Raw genomic sequence first — 19671 nt, 5'->3', positions numbered from 1 at the left:
GCGGCGGCTGTCCTTGCGGGCGCGGGTTTGGCCGCGGGTTCAGGCGCCTTGGGCCTGGGGGTGGAGGGCGGCAACTGCGCCGTCCGCACCGGGGCCGGAGCCTCCCGCACCACGGGGGCGGGCAGGCGAGGATCTTCCTCCTGCCGGCCGATCGAGCGGGCCATGGCGATGGCGTCGTTGCGCTGATCCTGCGGAATATATTTGTCCATCTGGCGAAGGCTGGCCGTCGCCTGCGCCAGTCCGGACTGCGACGCCCGCGTCATCAGCGCATAGGCGCGCACCCAGTTCTTGGCGGTCAGGTCTCCGTTGAACAGGGCCGTGCCGACGATATATTGCGCACGCGGCTCACCCCGTTCGGCGGCGCGTTGCAGATAGGGAAAGGCGCCGGCGCGGTCGCCCTGCTGGAACATCAGGAGGCCCAGATTGTCCTCGGCCCGGGCATGGCCCTGCTTCGCGGCCTTGCGATACCAGTCGATGGCGAGGGCGGGATCGGCCTTCACGCCGCGGCCCAGCTTATAGGCCTGTCCCATGTTGAACTGCGCATCGGGATCGCCGGACTGCGCCAGCGGCTGCCACACCGCCACCGCCCTGGCATAATCGCCCTGTTGCCAGGCATCGACCCCGGCCTTCACATCGGCCGATGCGGCCTGCGTCAGGCCCAACATTGCTCCAGCGGCCAGCACGCCCCAGATACGCTTCATGCTCATGCTCCCAAGGGTTCCTGCCCGATCCTATGCCGTCACAAGGTTAATAGCGACTTAGCATTAAGAACATCGCCTTTTTAACGGGCGTCAGGCTTCCGCGCGGATTAACCAATTCTTAGGCGGGCCTGTGGCACTGCTTCCCTCCATTGGATTTTCTGGGGGAAATTGCGTGCGCATATTGGCATTGGCATCGCAAAAGGGGGGATCTGGCAAGACGACCCTGTCGGGGCATCTGGCCGTCCAGGCGCAGATGGCGGGCGCCGGTCCGGTCGTGCTGATCGACATCGACCCGCAGGGATCGCTGGCCGACTGGTGGAACGAGCGCGAGGCCGAATATCCCGCCTTCGCCCAGACCACGGTCGCCCGTCTGGCCGCCGATCTTGAGATACTTCGCCAGCAGGGCTTCAAGCTGGCCGTCATCGACACGCCGCCCGCCATCACCATGGCGATCCAGAGCGTCATTTCCGTGGCCGAGCTGATCGTCGTTCCGACCCGTCCCAGCCCGCACGACCTGCGCGCCGTGGGCGCCACGGTGGACCTGTGCGAGCGCGCGGGCAAGCCGCTGATCTTCGTCGTCAACGCCGCCACGCCCAAGGCGCGCATCACATCCGAAGCGGCGGTCGCCCTGTCGCAGCACGGCACGGTCGCGCCGGTCACGCTGCACCACCGCACGGATTTCGCGGCGTCGATGATCGACGGCCGCACGGTGATGGAGGTCGACCCCAATGGCCGATCCGCTGGGGAGGTCACGCAGCTCTGGACCTATGTGTCCGACCGGCTGGAGAAGAATTTCCGCCGCACCGTCTTTTCCGTGCCGCACAATGCCGTCGGCACGGCCGGCACGGTTCGTCCGGCAAGCGGCGGCTTCGGCCGCCGGGTCACGCAATAAGGGAAGGGGAGCATCATGGTCGAACCGAAACCTCTCGCTTCGCTGACGTCCGGCCTGCTGGCGCGCAAGGGCGCCGCATCGCCCGCCATGCGCCGTCCCGTCTTCGGCCTGACCGCCGGAGCCACGGCGCTGCAGGAGGATCTGGGCTGGAACGACATGGGATTTGACGTGACGCAGCCGGAACCGGCGCCGTCCGAGGCCCGCTCCGTCGCCGGGCTGACCCCCATGACCGCGGTTCCCGCCGTGGCGCCGGTGCCCGCCGTCGTCACCGAACGCGAGGAACTGGCCGAGCGCATCGCCGAAACGGCCGTGCCGGCAAAGGTCGGGAAGGCCGGGAAGAAGGCCCGCGCCTCCGCCGTGGCGAAGGGGCGCAAGGCCGCCTTCACCCTGCGGCTGGATGCCGACCGTCATCTGAAGCTGCGCCTTGCCAGCGCCATCGTCGGCCGCTCCGCGCAGCAGATGGTGACCGAGGCGCTGGACGCCTATCTTGGCAGCCTGCCGGAAGTCGACCGGCTGGCCCAGCAACTGCCGCGCGCCTGCGGCGACAATTGAAGGTTGGGAAAGCCATGAAGCGCAAGGCCTTCGCCAAAGCAGCGGTCGCGTCGATGCTGATCGGCACGACCATGGTGGGATGCACCGGTGCGGCGTTCCGCACCACCGCCGCCGTCGCGCCGCAGAAGCCGGACCGTCTGGCGGCCGGTGTCGAGAAGGCGCTGGCGGATCGCGACGGGGCCCGCGCGGTCGAACTGGCGGAGGCGGCCGTGCAGGCGGCGCCGCAGGATGCGGGCTATCGCCAGTTGCTGGGCCGAGCCTATGTCGCCGGCGGTCGCTTCGCATCGGCGGAAACGGCGCTGACCGATGCGATGACGCTGGGCAATCGCGACGCCCGGACGATCATCACCCTTGCGCTGGTGCAGGTGGGACTGGGCAAGGATCGCGCGGCGCGCGACCTGCTCGCCAGCCATGCCGACATCGTTCCGGCGGCCGATTATGGTCTGGCGATGGCGATGGCGGGCGACGCGCCGGAGGGCGTGCGCATCCTGTCCGAGATGATCCATGATCCGTCGGCCAATGCGCGCACCCGCCAGAACCTGGCCTATGCCTATGCGCTGGCGGGTCGGTGGAAGGATGCGCGGATGATGGCGGGATTCGACCTCGATCCGCTTGCCGCCAACCAGCGCATCACCCAATGGGCGCAGAACGCCGCGCCCGGCCTTTCGCAGCAGCGGGTCGCTGCGCTGATGGGCGTGACGATCGACGGCGCCGATGCCGGTCAGCCTGTGGCTCTTGCCCTGGCGCCGCCGGCCTCGCCGGCCCGGATGGCGGAAGCCGCCCCGGTCGAGCAGGCCGTGGAGGCCGGTCCTGTCGCGCTTGCCGCCGCCGATCCCGCACCCGCGCCGCCGCCGGCCATGGCGGAAACGCCGGCGCCGATGATCCAGGCCATTGCGGCCCCCGTCCGCGTCGCCGCCCCGCGCCAGGCCGCTCCGGCGCGTGTCGCGGCGGCTGCGCGCATGCAGCAGGCTCCGCGCCTTCAGCCGGCGGCTTTCCGCGCGAGTGGGAAGGGCGGCGGCCACTGGGTGGTCCAGCTCGGCGCCTATGACAATGCGGCCATCGCCAAGGAAAAATGGTTCTCCATGGCTCGCCGCAACAGCATGCTGGCGAATTTGCCGGTCGTCACCAGCCAGATCGCGGTGAACGGCGCCACCCTGGCCCGTCTGGCGGTCGGCGGCTTCGACGAGCGGGCGGAGGCGGTCGCGCTGTGCCGGGCCATACAGGCGCGGCGCGGTCAATGCTTCGTGCGGGAGAATGTGGCGGACGCGACGCCGCAGCGCTGGGCGCTGGCGACGCGCGGGCGCCAATTTGCCGGCCGCTGAAAAAATCTTTGCATTACAGGCATCCTGCGGGCGGCTCCCCCATGGGAGCCGCCCGCTTCCTTTTTCGCTGCTGCCTGCGGGGCGTGAAATGGGGAAGAAGGCGGGGGGCGGGACATCTGCCCTCCTCCTCCACCTATCAGCATTTCGAATGGGTGTATTCGAAGAACTAAATCGCCTCCCTTAGATTATATTCATAATGCAACGCCCCGAAGGCCGACCGGACGTCGTGCCGAATGGAGCGGCGCGCGACAGCGCCGCCTGGGGGATATATGCGGTTGAGTTCGAAAATCGGGCGGGTCCTGGCGGCCGGCGCGAGCGCCATGGCCTTCTGCGCGGGCGGGGTCGCCGGGGCCGCGGAGCCCGATGCGCCGTCCCCGGCGCAGGCCGGGCCGGGAGACACCGGCGTGGAGGTGATCACGGTCACCGCGCGCCATCGCGCCGAAAAGCTTCAGGAAGTGCCGATCGCCGTCACCGCCCTGACGGAGCGGGACCTTGCCGCGTCCGGCAATTCCAGCATCCGCCAGATGCAGAGGCAGGTGCCGAGCCTTCAGATATTGGGGTTCAATCCGCGCAACATCACGATCCAGATCCGTGGGCTGGGAACGACGGGCGGCGCGGCCAACAGCGGCACCGAGCCGGGCGTCGGCATCTATGTGGACGGCGTCTATCATGCGCGTCCGTCGGTGGTCGTCTTCGACACTTTCGACGTGGCCAATGTCAATGTCCTGCGCGGTCCACAGGGCACGCTGTTCGGCAAGAACACGGTGGCCGGCGCGATCGAGATCACCAGCCAGCGCGCATCCTATGAGCCCGAATTGCTGGGGGAGGTTTCCTATGGCAATTACGACTATGGCCAGATCAAGCTGGCGGCGTCGGGGCCATTGGGGGACAGCGGCTTCGCGGTCCGGGTCGCGGGCATGAAGGCGGACCGCAACGGCACCGTCTATAACAGCGTCTACAGGGACGACTGGCAGGATCACCATAACCAGGCCGTTCGCGGGGAGCTGGCCTATCGCAATGAGGACGAGAGCTTCACCGCCCGGCTGAACGCCGATTATAACGACCAGAATTCCTATTCGGCCATGCCCCGGCGCGGCGTCCTGCCGAAGCTGCGCGCGGATGGCAGCGTCGCGACCGCAAGGGGCTATTACGACCGGGCGCGCGACGCCGGTTATGTCCCGCCGCCCATAGACGCCTTTGCGCGGCGCATCGATGTGGATACGCCGTTCACGATCAACATGCAGACCGGCGGCGCTTCGCTTACCCTGGTGAAGAAGCTGCCGGGGGATCACAGCCTCACCTCGATCACCGCATGGCGGTTCTGGGACTGGAATCCCTCCATCGACAGCGACGGCACCGGCGCGGCGATCAACATCCAGACCAATCTGCCCACCGCCCAGCGGCAATGGAGCCAGGAACTGCGCATCGCCTCCCCCGGCGGGGGCGCGGTCGACTATACGGCGGGGCTTTATTATTTCTGGCAGCGCACCCGCGAGGTGCCGTTCAACACCTATGGCAGGGATGCCGCCAAATATCTGCTGGGCGCCGCCTTCCCTTCGGAAGCGCTGAACAATTTCAGCCAGACCGGCCTGCAGCTCTTCCACACCAAAAGCTATTCCGCCTTCGCCAATGCGACATGGCATGTGGATGAGCGCCTCGACCTTACCGGGGGCATCCGCTACACCTATGAGAAGCGCTCGGGCCGTTTCGAATCCGTGGCCGTGGGCGGCGTGCCGCTGACCGACCCGGTCTTCTCCTCCCTGTCCCCCGCGCAGCTTACCGCCATCGCGTCCCGCCGGAACGGCTTCGCTCCCACGGCGCGATACGATGCGGCGACCGAGGGCGGGCGCGTGTCGGGGACGGTCAACGCGCTTTATCGGCTGGCCCCCGGCATCAACCTTTATGCCGGTTATTCGCGCGGCTTCAAATCCGCGGGGATCAACCTGGTGACGCCGGTGCAGCTCGCCAACGGGCCGGCTCCGGTGACTTTCGATCCGGAGATCGTGGATTCCTTCGAAATCGGCCTGAAGACCGATCTGTTCCACAACGCCGTCACCTTCAACCTTGCCGCCTTCCGGTCCGACGACAAGGGCTATCAGGCCAATCAGGGGGTGATCGTGCAGACGGGCAGCGGGCCCATCGCCCGCTATTTCATCACCAATGCCGGCAAGGTCCGCACCCAGGGCGTCGAAATGGATGTCCGGGCGAGATGGAACGGCCTGTCGCTGACGGGCGCCGCCACCTATAACGACGCCAAATACCGGTCCTACACCAACGCCCAATGCCCCTATCTCTGGGTCACGGCGGCCAATGGCGGCATCTGCGACATTTCCGGGCGCCAGATCGCGGGCGTGTCGAAATTCGTCTATACCATCGCCGCCGAATATGCCTTCGCCCCACGGCCGATATTGGGCACGGAGGCGACGCTGTTCCTGGGCGGCGACTATAATCACCGGACCGGTTTCTACGGATCGCTCAACACCGATCCCTTCGCCCGCGTGCCGGGCTATGGGCTGGCGAGCGCCTATGCCGGAATCCGGAGCGCCGACAATCGCTGGGAATTGCGGCTGTGGGGCCGCAACCTCTTCGACAAACAATATTTCGTCAATGCGTCGGTCGATCAGGTCACGACCTATTCCTACAACGGGACGCTTGGCGATCCGCGCTTCTACGGCGCCACGCTCCGGATGAAGCTGTGAACCGCGCCGCCGCCGCCCGCCGGGCCGCCCGAACCCTTCCAACGATCCCCGCCAGAAGCGGCTTTGCCCAGACAGGAGACAGCAGATGACGATTGCCAACCGGTTGAAGCTGGGCCTTGTCCTCCATGGCGTGGGCCGGGGATGGCAAAGCTGGCGCCATCCCGAAGCCATCATCGATGGCAGCACCAATATCGACCTTTATGTCGAGCAGGCGCAACTGGCCGAAAAGGGCCTGTTCGACTTCGTCTTCGTGGCCGACAGCCTTCAGATCGACGAAAGGTCCATGCCCCATTATCTGAGCCGGTTCGAACCGGCGACGATTCTTTCGGCGCTGGCGACCGTCACCAGCCATATCGGCCTGGTCGGCACTTTCACGGTATCCTATTCCGAACCCTTCAACCTGGCCCGCCAACTGGCATCGCTCGACAAGATCAGCCGGGGCCGGGCGGGCTGGAACGTGGTCACGTCCTGGCTTGCCGGGACCGCCGCCAATTTCGGCAAGGACAGGCATTTCGCCCATGACGAGCGCTATCGCCTGGCCGCGGAATATGTCGACGTGGTGCGGGGACTGTGGGACAGTTTCGAACCCGGCGCGCTGGTGGGGGACAAGGAGGCGGGCGTCTTCCTCGAACCCGGCAAGCTCCACACCCTGGATCATGCCGGGGAGTTCTTCCGCGTTCGTGGCCCGCTCAATCTCGACAGGACGCCGCAGGGCTATCCCGTGACCTTCCAGGCCGGCACGTCGGAGGAGGGCCGGAACTTCGCCGCCAGCTATGCCGATGCGATCTTCAGCGTGCCGCGCAGCAAGGAACAGTCGATCGCCTTCCGCAGCGATCTGCGCCGCCGCGCCGCGGAGGCCGGGCGCGATCCCGACAAGCTCTATGTCTTCGGGGCGATTTCCGCGCAGGTCGCCTCCACCCGGGAGGAACTCGACCGCCTGGTGGAGGAGCGCAATCGCTATAATTCGATCGAGAATGCCCTGTCGTCGCTCGGCCAGTCGTTCAACGACTATGATTTTTCCAGGCATGATCTGGACGCGCCCTTTCCCGCGGTGACGGAGGAATGGCTCAACAGCAGCCAGGGGGCGGTCACGCGCATCGTCAGCGCGGCGGTCGAGGAAGGGCTGACGCTGCGGCAGACCGCGCTGCGCTTCGGCAGGCCGATCGACAGCCTGGACGGCACGCCCGAAGAGATTGCGGACCAGATGCAGAGCTGGCTGGACGACGGCGCCATCGACGGCTTCATGCTGACGGAGGGGCTGCCGGGCCAGCTGAAGGCATTTGTCGAGCAGGTCGTGCCGGTGCTGCAGCGGCGCGGATTGCTGCGGACCAGCTATGAGGGCGCGACCTTCCGCGAGAATCTGGACCTGCCGATACCGCAGAACCGCTATTCGGGCGCGGCGGCATGAGAATGAGCGGGGCGATCCGCCGGATGAAGGCGCTTTGGCGGACGGCGGCCGGCGCGGCGGTCGTTGTCCTGCTCGTTCCGCTTGGCGGGTGCGATCGCCCGGCCGACGGCGACGGTCAAGTCCTGCGCGTCGGCACGCACAGGGGCGGCACGCGGGGCATGATGCTTGCGGCCGGAGAGTTGAAGGACGTGCCCTACCGGATAGAATGGGCGCAGTTCCCGAGCGCCCAGACGCAGATCGAGGCGATTTCAGCGAATGCGGTGGATGTGGGGATTGCCGGCGTGGCCTCCTTCCTCTTCGCCTATAACGGCAACCCGCAATTGCGTGCGATCCAGGCCATGGACGGAGGACCGGAGCAGAAGGCGGTCGCCGTCATCGTTCCGGAAAAATCGGCGGCGCGGGACATGCGCGACCTTCGCGGCAGGTCGATCGCCACGACCAGGGGGTCGGTCGGGCACATCACGCTGCTCCAGGCGCTGGAACAGGCCCATCTGAAGACCAGCGACGTGTCGATCAGCTTCCTGAGCCCGAACGATGCCATGACCGCCTTCGCCACGGGCAAGGTCGACGCGCTTGCGATATGGCTTCCCTATCTGGCGACCGCCGTCCGCAGCCACCATGCGCGGGTGCTGACCTATGCCTGGAACGGCACATCCAACTATCTGGTGCAGGTGAGCAGCGACGCTTCGGTGCGGGCGAAACATGCGTTGCTGGAGGATTTCCTGCGCCGCTATGCGCGGGCGCAGCTCTGGGCGAACGGGCATCCGCGCGAATGGTCGGAAATCTCTTCGCGGGAAACCGGCGTTCCGCGCGACATCGCCGCCTACAGCGCCGAACGCTGGCACTGGACGCCTGCCCCGGTGGACGGCCGGGTGGCCGACGCCCTGCACGAAACGGCGCGGATCTTCGCCGCGGAGCTGCCGCCGCCGCACCGCGACGGCGCGGCGGGCCTGGATTCCAGCTTCGACCATGCGGTCGACGGATCGGGAGGCCCGCGCAGCGGAGGGTGATCCGCCTCCCTGAAAATCCCTGGTGGTGCGGCCATCGCTTTGCGCTTAGGTTCCCCCCTCGAAATCACGATCGGTCATGAGGTGGAGGATGAAGTACAGGATCGGTTTCGACGATCAGCGCAAGCTGGTTTCCGTTTCCTTCTTCGAATTTCTGGATGCGGAAACCGGCCAGCGCTACACCACGGAATTGTCTGACGGGCTGCGCGCCAGGCAGGGGAGGGGGCACTATAACCTCCTCATCACGGTCGGGCAGCAGGACATCATGCCCCAGGGCACCGTGGAGGCGATCAACGATCTGGTCGAATCCGAAGCCTTCAGGATCATCCGCAAGACGGCAGTGGTTTCGCACAGCGCGCTGCATGCGATGCAGGTCAAGAGGATCGGAGAAAACCGCCTGATCAGGCCGGTCGCCACCGAAAAGGAGGCAATGGACTGGTTTGCCGAGGAGGAAGGGCCAGAGTAGCGCCGCCGGGCGATGCGCTACACCGGATGTCGTGGCAGATCGCTGAGCGCCGAGACATTGCGGTAGCGGGTGGCGCGCCCGATGACCATGCCGTCGGAAAGCTGATCGACCAGTTCCCGCTGGATTTCCTGCCACGGCGTCTGCGCCCTGGGCATGGGGAAGCCGCCTGCCGCCTCCAGCGCGTCCCGCCGCCGCGTCAGTTCGGCCTGTTCGACCAGCAGGTCCGCCCTGCGGCGGCGCAGATCGATGCGAATCCGGTCGCCGGACCTGACCAGAGCCAGATTGCCGCCGCTCGCCGCCTCCGGCGAGGCGTTGAGGATCGACGGGGAGGCGGAGGTGCCCGATTGCCGGCCGTCGCCGATGCAGGGCAGGACGCTTATTCCCCGCTTCACCAGGGCGGCCGGCGGGCGCATGTTCACGACCTCCGGAGCGCCGGGATAGCCGACCGGTCCCGCGCCCCGCATCACCAATATGCTGCTTTCGTCTATCCCGCTTGCCGGATCGTCGATCCGTTTCCGGAAATCCTCCGGGCCTTCGAACAGGACGGCCGTGCCTTCGAACGCGTCCGGATCGTCGGGATCGGTCAGATAGCGGTCCCGGAATTCAGATGTGATGACCGACAATTTCATGATCGCCGATGCAAAGAGATTGCCGCGCAGCACGATGAAGCCGGCATTCCGGCGCAGGGCCGTTTCGGCGGTGCGGATCACATCGCTGTCGGTCGCCACGGCGTTCCGGCAATTCTCGCCCAGCGTGCTGCCGTTGACCGTCAGCGTGCCTTCATGGATGCGGCCCATCCGCATCAGTTCCGCGACGACCGCCGGAACGCCGCCTGCCCGGTGGAAATCCTCCGCCAGATAGGCGCCGGCGGGCTGCATGTTGACGAGCAGGGGAACGTCATGGCCCCGTTCCCAGTCCGCGATGCCGAAATCGACGCCGACATGGCGGGCTATGGCTATGATGTGGACCGGCGCGTTGCTCGATCCCCCGAGCGCGGTGTTCACGACCACGGCATTTTCGAAGGCTTCGCGCGTCAATATGTCGGAAGGGCGGATATTCTGCCGCACCAGTTCCACGATCCTGCGCCCGGTGCGATAGGCGGCGGCGCCGCGTTCCCGATAGGCGGCCGGAATGGTGCCGCTGCCGGGCAGGGAGAGGCCGAGCACTTCGGCCAGGGCATTCATCGTCGACGCGGTGCCCATCGTGTTGCAATAGCCGGCTGAGGTGGCGCCATCCATGATCGCCTTCCTCATCTCGCCCTCGCTGATCCGGCCGGCGGCATGTTCGGCGCGCAATTTCCAGGCGATGCTGACCGCGCCCGCCCGCTCGCCCCTGTACCAGCCGTTGAGCATCGGCCCGTTGGTGAGCACCATGGCGGGGATGTTGGCGGTCGCCGCCGCCATGATGCAGGCGGGGGTCGTCTTGTCGCAGCCCGTGGTCAGCACGACGCCGTCCAGCGGATAGCCGTGCAGCGTTTCGACCAGTCCCAGATAGGCGAGGTTGCGGTCGATCGCCGCGGTCGGGCGGCGGCCGGTCTCCTGGATGGGATGGACCGGAAACTCCAGCGGAATGCCGCCTGATTCGCGAATGCCGTCCTTCACCCGCTGCGCGAGTTCGAGATGGCTTCTGTTGCAGGGCGAAAGGTCGCTGCCCGTCTGGGCGATGCCGATGATGGGCCGCCCGCTCTGGAGCTCTTCCGGCGTCAGTCCGAAGTTCAGATAGCGTTCCGTGTACAGCGAGGCGAGTACCGGATCCTCGGCATTGTCGAACCATTGCCGGGACCGCAGCCTGTGTTCCTCCCCGGACTTTCCGCCGCCGCTCATCTGCCGCCTCCCTAAAAAGTGACTTCCGGTAAAAAAGTCGATTTAATATTGTATGGTGGATAATGTGGCATATGATCGCGTCGGTGACAACTGCCGCCGAGTCCGGCGGATGCGGGGCGGGAAAACCCGGCCGGTGGAGGGGAAGATCATGAGCGGACCCAATCATGTCGATCGAGGCCAGCGGAGCCCGGAAGGCGGCAGGCCTGCCATGACCGGCATTGCCGCCGGGCTGTGCAGGCGTCTTCTCGCCCCTTCCCTCGTGGCTGCGATGACGATCGGCCTTGCCGCCTGCCGCGGTCCGGCAGAGCCTTCCGTCGGCGGCAGTTCGGCCGACTGGGCGCATTATGGCGGGACGCAGGACGAGATGCGCTTCAGCCGGCTGGAGGAGATCAACGACGGCAATGTCGCGTCGTTGGGCCTTGCCTGGTCGCTCGATCTGGAGGGGGAGCATCAGCTGGAGGCGACGCCGCTGGCGGTCGGCGGCACGCTCTATTTCACCGGTCAGGACGCATCGGTCTATGCGGTCGATGCGCGGACCGGAAAGCGGCTCTGGCGCTGGGACTCACGGGAATGGGCGCTGCGCCCGCAGACCATGCACTATATCTTCTCGGTCAACCGAGGCGCCGCCTATTGGCAGGGCAAGGTCTATGTCGGCACGCGCGACGGCCGGCTGGTGGCTCTGGACAGCCGGACCGGCCGCCCCATCTGGTCGCGGCAGACGGTGGCGGAGGATTCCTTTCAGTTCATCACGGGCGCTCCCCGCGTGTTCAATGGCAAGGTGATCATCGGCAATGGCGGCGGGGACTGGGCCGCCAGAGGCTATGTCACGGCCTATGACGCGAACAGCGGCAGGCAATTGTGGCGTTTCTACACCGTGCCGGGCGATCCGGCGAAGCCGTTCGAGCAGCCGGCGCTGGCGATGGCCGCGAAAAGCTGGACCGGGCAATGGTGGAAATGGGGCGGGGGCGGCACCGTCTGGGACGGGATCACCTATGACGCGGAGATGAACCGCATCTATATCGGCGCAGGCAATTCGGGCCCCTATAATCCGCGCCTGCGCACGCCCGGCGGCGGCGACAATCTCTTCCTCGCCTCCATCGTCGCGCTGGATGCCGATACGGGCCGTTATATCTGGCATTATCAGGTCAATCCGCAGGAAGCATGGGATTACAAGGCGGCAGCCCAGATGACGCTGGCGCGGCTCACCATCGACGGGAAGCCGCGGCGCGTGTTGATGCAGGCGCCGACCAACGGCTTCTTCTATGTGATCGACCGCGACAGCGGGAAGCTGATTTCGGCCGAAAAGATCGGCAAGGTCAACTGGGCCGAGCGGATCGACGTGAAATCCGGCCGGCCTGTGGAGGTGCCCAATGTCCGGTATGAAAAGGGGCCGATAACCATCTGGCCGGGCCCGCAGGGCGCGCATAATTGGCAGTCCATGGCCTATAATCCGGATACGGGGCTGGTTTATATACCCTATATGCAGCTCGGCGCCGTCTATGAGGAAGACAAGGCCTTTCTGGAGAGGGTGAAGGCGAATGGCGGCGAGCCCATATTCGGCGTTTCGGGCGCAGGCACGCATTTTTCGATCCATGCCGATCCGAACGACCCGCGCGACGGCAAGGGCGAACTCATCGCCTGGGACCCCGTGGCGCAGAAGGCCCGGTGGAAGGTCCAGTATGACAGCCTGTGGAACGGCGGCACGATGACCACGCGGGGTAACCTCGTCTTCCAGGGCGATGCCGACGGGATATTGCACGGATATGATGCCCGCACCGGCAAGCAACTGTGGCGTTTCAACGCGGGGCTGGGGATCATCGCGCCGCCGATCACCTATGAAGTGGACGGCAGGCAATATCTCTCGCTGCTGGTCGGCTATGGCGGCGGCGTGGCGATGCTGGGCCGGTATGCGGATCGCGGCTGGAAATATAATGCGCAGCCCCGGCGTCTGCTGACCTTCGCCCTGGGGGGCAAGGCGCGGCTCCCGAAGACGGCGCCCGCGGATTTTCAGGTTCGCGCGGTGGACGATCCGAAGCTGGTTCTGGATGAAGCCGCGGTCAAGCGCGGCGCCAGGCTCTATGGAGCGAACATGTGTCACGCCTGCCATGGCGCGGGCCTCAACAATACCGGCGTTCCCGGGCCGGACCTTCGGGAATCGGGCGTGGCGCTGGATTACCAGGCCTTCTCGCAGCTTCTGTCGGAAGGGCCGCTCATGGAGCGGGGCATGCCCCGCTTCGAAACCCTCTCCGATGCGGACAAGCGCGCGCTGTGGAGCTATATCCGGGCAGGAGCGCGCGTGTCGCTCGGCAAGCGCAAGGCGAACGACGCGCCCGTGAAGGCGACCGCATTCTGATGGCATGATGATGGGCGGAAACGGCCGGGGGACATGCTTTCACGCCCGAATGGAGCGGAATGTTCCTCTGGTTTCGCGAAGCCGATCCGGTGTGAAAGACTGGCTCCCCGAGTAGGATTCGAACCTACGGCCATTCGATTAACAGTCGAATGCTCTACCGCTGAGCTATCGGGGAGCGGCCCGGCTTGCGCCGGGCAGGCCGCGCATATGCAGCGGCTTTGGCGAAATGGCAAGGGCCGGAACCGCCGCCAGTCCGAAAAAAATGCCTGAACGGCCCGATGCGCGCGGGGCATGAGCCAAGGCGCGTCAATCTGCCTGAATTTGGGAGGTTTTCCGGTGCCGCCGCAGGATGGAAAGTGGCTCCCCGAGTAGGATTCGAACCTACGGCCATTCGATTAACAGTCGAATGCTCTACCGCTGAGCTATCGGGGAGCAACCCGGCTTCCGCTGGGCAGGCCGCGCCTATAGCAGCGGATTTCCGGCAATGGCAAGCGCCAAATGACGGAATTTTCACGCGATGAACTGTTCGGCCGCGATCCGGTCGTCCAGCGTATGTTCGGGGTCGAACAGCAAGGTCAGCGGGGTCGCGCGGTCGATCTTCACCTCGACCTGCGCGACGTCGCGCACTTCGCGCTGGTCGGCAACGGCGCTGACCGGGCGCTTCACGGGATCGAGCACCGTGAACTGGATCGCCGTATTTTCCGGCAGGATCGCACCGCGCCAGCGCCGGGGGCGGAAGGGGCTGATCGGCGTCAGCGCCACCAGCGCCGATCCGAGCGGCAGGATCGGTCCATGCGCCGAGAGATTATAGGCCGTCGATCCGGCCGGTGTCGCCACCAGCACGCCGTCGCACACCAGTTCGGGCAGGACGGTGCGGTCGTTGACCTTCACCTCCAGCTTGGCGGTCTGGCGCGTTTCGCGCAGCAGCGAGACTTCGTTGATGGCGGGGATGGAGAAACGCTCCCCATCCACGGTGTCGACGACCATGCGCAGCGGATTGACCTTGAACGGCTTGGCTGCTTCTATCCGCTGTTCCAGCCGTTCGAGCCGCCATTCGTTCATCAGGAAGCCGACCGTGCCCAGGTTCATGCCGAACACCGGCAGGATTCGCCGCCCCTCCAGCATGGAGTGCAGCGTCTGGAGCATGAAGCCGTCGCCGCCCAGTGCGATGATCATGTCCGCCTGCTCCACGGGCACGAAATCATAGGCGGCGCGCAGCCTTTCCTCCGCCGCCTTGGCCGCCGGGCTGGGGGACGCGACCAGAGCGCGCCGGACGTCGTCGGTCATCCGCCGGTCACGCTCATATGCCGCTGCACCGCCGGCGCGGCATCGGCGCCGATGCGGAAATCATGCGCCGCCGGCTTCAGCCGCAGGGCGCGGTCGATCAGCGGCTCCACCGCGGGCAGGCCGCCCTCGCGGAAGGCCGCCTTCAGGTCGACATGATCCTCATGGCCCAGGCACATGAAGATCTTGCCTTCGCAGGTCATGCGCATGCGGTTGCAATCGGCGCAGAAATTATGGGTGAGCGGCGTGATCAGTCCCAGCCGCGCCTTCAACCCCTCGACCGCATGATAGCGCGCGGGGCCGCCGGTGCGATGCGGGACCGGCGTCAGCGCGTGATGCCGGCGGATCGAATCGGCCACCTGCGTCAGCGGCAGATAATGATCCGTCCGGTCTTCCCCGGTTTCGCCCAGCGGCATGGTCTCGATCAGCGTCAGGTCGAAACCCCGCGTATCGCACCAGTGCAGCATCGGCAGGATCTCGTCCTCATTGATGCCTCTGAGCGCGACCATGTTGATCTTGACCGACAGGCCGGCGGCCCGCGCTGCCTCCAGCCCTTCGAACACCGGCCGGATGTCGCCGTTCCGGGTGACATGGGCGAAACGTTCAGGATCAAGGCTGTCCAGGCTGACATTGATGCGCCGGACGCCCGCATCCGCAAGCGCCTGCGCATGGTGCGCGAGCCGCGTGCCGTTGGTGGTGAGCGTCAGTTCGTCGAGGCCCGCGCCCACATGCCGGCCGATGCGCCGGACGAGGTCGACGATGTCGCGCCGCATCAGCGGTTCGCCGCCGGTCAGCCTGATCCTGCGCACGCCCCGGGCGATGAAGAGATCGGCCAGCAGCGCGATCTCCTCCAGCGTCAGGACCTGGTCCCTGGGAAGGAAGGTCATCCGCTCCGCCATGCAATAGCGGCAGCGCAGGTCGCACCGGTCCGTCACCGAAATCCGCAAATAGCTGATCCGGCGGCCGAGTGCATCGGTCAGGACCGTGCGCCCAAGATCGGCCATCTCCATATATGCTAGCTAGGCGATGGACCTGCCCCGTGCAAGCGTCACCGGTTGCGGCAGCGTAAACAGGACGCTAACCGATGGGGTCTAGGAAGGGGCGATGGACCGTCCCGAGGAGCATCATGTGAGCGGCGAGACCGCACTGGACGGACAGCGCAGCCTCTTCATTCTGTCGCCGGGGGACCGCGACGGACTGTCGCAGCAGGTGCGGACGGCCGGCTGGCGCGCCATCGCCGCCCGTCGCGCGACCGATGCGGCGCAGCGCTTCCTGCACAGCGATGCCCAGATCGCCCTGGTCGACATGCGCGGCGCGCGCGATGGCGAGGCCGGCCTGATCACTTCGCTGGCGCCCGCGGTTGATGCGGGTGGGGGTGCGCTCATCGCGCTGGTCGACGCTCTCGACATGGCCGCCGTGCCCGGATTGCTGGAGGCGGGGGCGACGCATTTCCTTGCCGTGCCCTTCACGCCGGTCGAGCTGCGCGCGACGCTGGCTTCGGCGCAGCGGCTGGTCGACCGGCTCGTTGGCGGGACGACGCACAGCCGGCGCGCCCAGCGCATCCGGCGCGGGGATGCGCTGTACTGGGAAAGGGACGGGGACCGCATCCGCCTCAGCGACAATCTTGCGCGCCATCTTGGCCTTGAGCGGCAGAGCGTCGATCCGGCCGCCTTCATCCGCCGCCTGCCGCGATCGGAGCGCCGTTCGGTGATCGCCGCTCTGCGCGGCATGATGCGTTCCGGGCGTCCGGAGGCCTTCGCCCATGCCGCGCCGGGCCGTCCGGGCGACCGGCTGGTCCATCATCTGCGCCTGATCGACGGGGTGGTGGCGGCGGATGTGGAATGGCTGTCCGACGCGCATGGCCATGATGCGACCGGCCGCGACGACCTGACCGGGCTGCGCTCGCGTCAGGCGGCGCTCGACTGGCTGGAACGGCGGCAGGGGCTGGCGACGACGGTGCTGCTGCTGTCGATCAGCCAGTTCGACCGGATGAACGCCGCCTATGGCCAGGTGGTGGGCGACGCGCTGCTGGGCCGGATCGCCCGCCGCATAGAGCGCATGACCGTCGACATGGCGGTCGGCGCGACGGTTGCGCGCATCGCCGGGACCGAATTCCTGATCGGCCTGACGGGCGAAGCGGCGACGGCGGAGAAGGCGACCTTCCTGGCCCGGCAACTGATCGGCGCCATCGGCCGTCCGTTCAGCGCGGGCGACCATCTGATCCGTTTGACGGCGCGTTGCGGCATTGCCCAGTCGCGTCCGGACGACGACGCCACCCGGCTGATCCGCCGCGCCGGCACCGCTCTGGCCGACGCCAGGGTCGGGGGAGGGGAGGGCATCCGCATCTTTTCTTCGGAAAAGCGCAGCCGACAGGTGGATGCCGACCAGTTGGAAACCGACCTGCGCCTCGCCTTGCATCGCGGGGAGATCGGCATATTGTTCCAGCCGCAATATCCGGTCGGGGGCGAGCATATGATCGGGGTCGAGGCGCTGGCGCGCTGGAACCACCCGCAATATGGCGCTCTGGGGGCGGGGATGCTGTTCGCCACGGCGGAGCGTTCCGATTACATGCTGCCGCTTTCGGCGCATATTCAGGCCGAAGCGCTGCGGCAGGCCGCCGCCTGGCCGCGCGCGCTGTCGCACCTGCGCCTGTCGATCAACGTCACGGCGGAGGACATCGCCCAGCCCGGCTTCATGCCGCAGTTCCTGAACCTGGTGGACATGAGCGGCTTTCCCCGGTCGCGCCTGACGGTGGAGATCACGGAGAGCGGCCTGATCGAGGATGTGGACAATGCCACCGCCTTGCTGACGGCGCTGCGGGCCGAAGGGCTGGCGGTGGCGGTGGACGATTTCGGCACCGGCTATTCCAGCCTTGCCTATCTCAAGAGCCTGCCGCTCGATTATCTGAAGATCGACAGCGGGCTGGCGCAGGACATTGCGGGGACCGCCCGCGACAGGATCATCGTTCGGGGCGTCATCCACATGGCGAAGTCGCTGGGCCTGCGCGTCATTGCCGAAGGGGTGGAGACCGAGCAGCAGCTCGATCTCCTCACCCGTGAAGGTTGCGACTATTATCAGGGTTTCCTGCGTTCGGCGGGCGTTTCCTCCGCCGATCTGGTGGCGCTGGCGCTAAAGGCCTAACCCCACCCGTCCGATCAGGCTTGCCCCCGCATGGCGGCCTTCGGGGCCTGCGATGCCGCTGTCGGCATAGCGCAGGCCGGCGAACCAGCGGCCCTTCATATAATCGACGCCGATCCCATAGTCCCAATAGGCGCCGTCCGGGCGCAGTCGCGCGGCGCGGGCCGGGTCGCGCGCATCGCCCGCAGACCGGCCGATCCGCGCGGAGACGGTGAGGGGCGTGCCCGGCAACCCCATCGCCGCCGACGCGGACAGATAGAGATTGTCCCCGCCGATGGACGACTGCCTGGGGGCATAGCTGCCGCTGACGTCGATGCTGGCCGGCCCGATCAGGAAAGCCGCGCCAGCGCCGATTTCGCCATAGCCCTGTCCGGAACTCCCGGGGAAAAGGTGATAGCGGCCTTCGGCGGAAAGCCGCCATCCGCCGATCTGCCGGGCATAGACCGCCCCCAGGTCGACGACGGCATCGGCTCCGCCATGCCGGGCGCTGCCCCATAGCGAGGCGGCGGCGCCGTCGAGGCTCAGCCCGTCAGCCACGGGCACGGACAGCGTACCCCGCAGCACCGGGTCGCCCTCGCTCCAGCTCAGGCCCCGGCGCCGCTCGTCGCTTGCGACCTCGACCGTGGCCGACAGGCCGTCGGCATATTGCGCGAAGGCGGGGCCGGCGCCGACGCCAGCCAGGAAGGCGCTGGCCAGAATGGCGCAGGCCAGCGCCGCCCTGTCTTCAGTTGGAGGCAAGATTGCGGACGGCATCAAGCTCGGCCAGTAGCGGCGCGTGGTCCGCCTGTGCAACCGCGATCAGATGTTCGCGGATTGCGCCTTCATAACGGGTCAGATTGCGTTCGCCCGACTGGCGGCCGGGCGTACAGGCGCCATGCTCGCTGCCGGAAAACTGTCTGTCGCTGGAAACCGTGCGGCTGAGCGCCGGTCCATGGCTGAGCGCCCGGTCGACCAATATGGTGGCGGTCCACTGGCACCGCTGCATGTCGGCTCGGTTCGGGGTCCGGGCGCCGATGGTTCTGGTGCGGAACTCGGCGCGGGCGCTGTAGGTCGCCTCGACAGGCTTTCCGCCATGGTCGATCTGCACGCTGTGCGTGGCCGCTGCCGCGGCCAGGGCAATAAGGGTCAAACTCATGTCATTCTCCTGCTTGGCGCCGGACTTTGCTGTCCGGTCGCCAGAGCGGGATTTAGGTTGCGACTGTTGCTGGCTGTTGTCCGAGGGATGACAAAGGGGTGCTGGCGTTCAGGCCGCCGCCTTCGCCAGCCCCTTGGAAAGCTGCAGCGCGCCGTTGAGCCGCGCCGCCGGATCGGCCCAGGCCCGGTTCACCACCACCTTGCTGTCGGGCCGCAGCCGCGCCACGCCGTTCAGCCGCTGGATATAGGCGACCAGCCCCTCGGGCCGGGGGAAGCGGTCCTCGAAGAAGCTGACCAGCGCGCCCTTCGGTCCGACATCGATTTTCGCGATATTGGCGGCGACGCAATTCTGCTTGATCTCGATGATCTTGAACAGGTTCTGCGTCGGCGCGGGCAGCTTGCCGAACCGGTCGATGAGTTCGGCGGCGAACGCCTCCAGCCCCTGCCGGTCCTCGACTTCGTTGAGGCGTCGATAAAGCCCCATGCGCAGGTCGAGGTCGGGCACATAATCCTCCGGAATGAGGATCGGCGCGTCCACGGTGATCTGCGGCGAGAAGCTCTCGCGCGCCTTCTCCAGCCCCGCGCCGCCGGCCTTCGCCTCCAGTATCGCGTCCTCCAGCATCGACTGGTAGAGTTCGAACCCGACCTCCTTGATATGGCCGGACTGCTCGTCGCCCACCAGATTGCCCGCGCCGCGTATGTCGAGGTCGTGGCTGGCAAGCTGGAACCCCGCGCCCAGCGTATCCAGGTCGGACAGCACCTTCAGCCGCTTTTCCGCCGTTTCGGTGATCACCCGGTTGGCGGGCGTGGTGAAATAGGCATAGGCGCGCGTCTTCGCCCGCCCGACCCGCCCGCGAAGCTGGTAGAGCTGCGCCAGGCCGAAGCGGTCCGC

At 66.8% G+C, this 19671-nt stretch carries 16 protein-coding genes and 2 tRNA genes; 9 read left to right on the top strand and 9 right to left on the bottom strand.

Annotated elements, in window-relative coordinates:
- Positions 1–707 (bottom strand): tetratricopeptide repeat protein (locus tag K7W03_RS22455; RefSeq protein WP_222887360.1); only part of this gene is annotated, 707 nt, incomplete at its 3' end.
- A gap of 166 nt (positions 708–873) precedes the next feature.
- Between K7W03_RS22455 and K7W03_RS22450 the strand changes: the two genes are divergently transcribed.
- The 7 genes from K7W03_RS22450 to K7W03_RS22420 all read left to right on the top strand — a co-directional run bounded on the left by K7W03_RS22450 (position 874) and on the right by K7W03_RS22420 (position 9047).
- Entirely contained in the window at positions 874–1593 is a 720-nt protein-coding gene (locus tag K7W03_RS22450; RefSeq protein ID WP_044661996.1) for a ParA family protein, read from the top strand.
- 15 nt (positions 1594–1608) lie between these two features.
- Positions 1609–2145 (top strand): hypothetical protein, encoded by a 537-nt coding sequence (locus tag K7W03_RS22445; protein ID WP_222887359.1) that lies wholly within the window; start codon positions 1609–1611, stop codon positions 2143–2145.
- Between the two features lie 14 nt (positions 2146–2159).
- Positions 2160–3467: an SPOR domain-containing protein gene (locus tag K7W03_RS22440; RefSeq protein ID WP_222887358.1), complete on the top strand. Its 1308-nt coding sequence runs from the start codon at positions 2160–2162 to the stop codon at positions 3465–3467.
- A gap of 275 nt (positions 3468–3742) precedes the next feature.
- Positions 3743–6166, top strand: a complete 2424-nt coding sequence (locus K7W03_RS22435) for a TonB-dependent receptor (RefSeq protein ID WP_222887357.1) — start codon at positions 3743–3745, stop codon at positions 6164–6166.
- 85 nt (positions 6167–6251) lie between these two features.
- Complete coding sequence (locus K7W03_RS22430; RefSeq protein ID WP_037483682.1) at positions 6252–7574, top strand: LLM class flavin-dependent oxidoreductase; 1323 nt, start codon at positions 6252–6254, stop codon at positions 7572–7574.
- 2 nt (positions 7575–7576) lie between these two features.
- Entirely contained in the window at positions 7577–8584 is a 1008-nt protein-coding gene (locus K7W03_RS22425) for an ABC transporter substrate-binding protein (RefSeq protein WP_222887356.1), read from the top strand.
- 88 nt (positions 8585–8672) lie between these two features.
- Positions 8673–9047 carry a hypothetical protein gene (locus tag K7W03_RS22420; protein WP_025550956.1) on the top strand — a complete coding sequence of 125 codons (375 nt, stop codon included), beginning with the start codon at positions 8673–8675 and terminating at the stop codon, positions 9045–9047.
- A gap of 17 nt (positions 9048–9064) precedes the next feature.
- On the opposite strand, the gene K7W03_RS22415 is transcribed toward K7W03_RS22420, so the two are convergent.
- On the bottom strand, positions 9065–10870 hold the full coding sequence (locus tag K7W03_RS22415) for an IlvD/Edd family dehydratase (protein ID WP_222887355.1): 1806 nt from the start codon (positions 10868–10870) through the stop codon (positions 9065–9067).
- Positions 10871–11018: 148 nt separating this feature from the next.
- Here K7W03_RS22415 and K7W03_RS22410 point away from each other — a divergent pair, with 148 nt between their 5' ends.
- Positions 11019–13223 (top strand): PQQ-dependent dehydrogenase, methanol/ethanol family, encoded by a 2205-nt coding sequence (locus K7W03_RS22410; RefSeq protein WP_226870419.1) that lies wholly within the window; start codon positions 11019–11021, stop codon positions 13221–13223.
- A gap of 100 nt (positions 13224–13323) precedes the next feature.
- On the opposite strand, the gene K7W03_RS22405 is transcribed toward K7W03_RS22410, so the two are convergent.
- The 4 genes from K7W03_RS22405 to moaA all read right to left on the bottom strand — a co-directional run bounded on the left by K7W03_RS22405 (position 13324) and on the right by moaA (position 15517).
- A tRNA-Asn gene (locus K7W03_RS22405) sits at positions 13324–13398 on the bottom strand.
- Positions 13399–13580: 182 nt separating this feature from the next.
- Positions 13581–13655: transfer RNA gene (locus K7W03_RS22400), tRNA-Asn, on the bottom strand.
- Positions 13656–13733: 78 nt separating this feature from the next.
- Positions 13734–14510, bottom strand: a complete 777-nt coding sequence (locus K7W03_RS22395) for an NAD kinase (protein WP_025550952.1) — start codon at positions 14508–14510, stop codon at positions 13734–13736.
- Positions 14507–15517: a GTP 3',8-cyclase MoaA gene (moaA, locus tag K7W03_RS22390; RefSeq protein ID WP_222887354.1), complete on the bottom strand. Its 1011-nt coding sequence runs from the start codon at positions 15515–15517 to the stop codon at positions 14507–14509. Before moaA ends, K7W03_RS22395 begins: the two co-directional genes overlap by 4 nt.
- Before the next feature lie 94 nt (positions 15518–15611).
- Between moaA and K7W03_RS22385 the strand changes: the two genes are divergently transcribed.
- Positions 15612–17648 (top strand): bifunctional diguanylate cyclase/phosphodiesterase, encoded by a 2037-nt coding sequence (locus tag K7W03_RS22385; RefSeq protein ID WP_226870417.1) that lies wholly within the window; start codon positions 15612–15614, stop codon positions 17646–17648.
- Here the strand turns inward: K7W03_RS22385 and K7W03_RS22380 are convergent.
- The 3 genes from K7W03_RS22380 to K7W03_RS22370 form a co-directional block, all read right to left on the bottom strand.
- Positions 17637–18383, bottom strand: coding sequence for a TorF family putative porin (locus K7W03_RS22380; protein ID WP_226870415.1), 747 nt, complete (start codon positions 18381–18383; stop codon positions 17637–17639). The genes K7W03_RS22385 and K7W03_RS22380 overlap by 12 nt on opposite strands.
- Positions 18370–18780 (bottom strand): hypothetical protein, encoded by a 411-nt coding sequence (locus K7W03_RS22375; protein ID WP_222887352.1) that lies wholly within the window; start codon positions 18778–18780, stop codon positions 18370–18372. The genes K7W03_RS22380 and K7W03_RS22375 overlap by 14 nt, the downstream gene beginning before the upstream one ends.
- A gap of 108 nt (positions 18781–18888) precedes the next feature.
- A partial coding sequence (locus K7W03_RS22370; protein WP_319024336.1) for a TRCF domain-containing protein occupies positions 18889–19671 on the bottom strand: 783 nt, incomplete at its 5' end.

Origin of the sequence: Sphingobium sp. PNB, from assembly GCF_019873065.1 — a bacterium.
Classification (GTDB): domain Bacteria; phylum Pseudomonadota; class Alphaproteobacteria; order Sphingomonadales; family Sphingomonadaceae; genus Sphingobium; species Sphingobium fuliginis.
The sequence above is the reverse complement of the archived record's forward strand: the minus strand, read 5'-3'. Positions and strand labels throughout refer to the sequence as shown.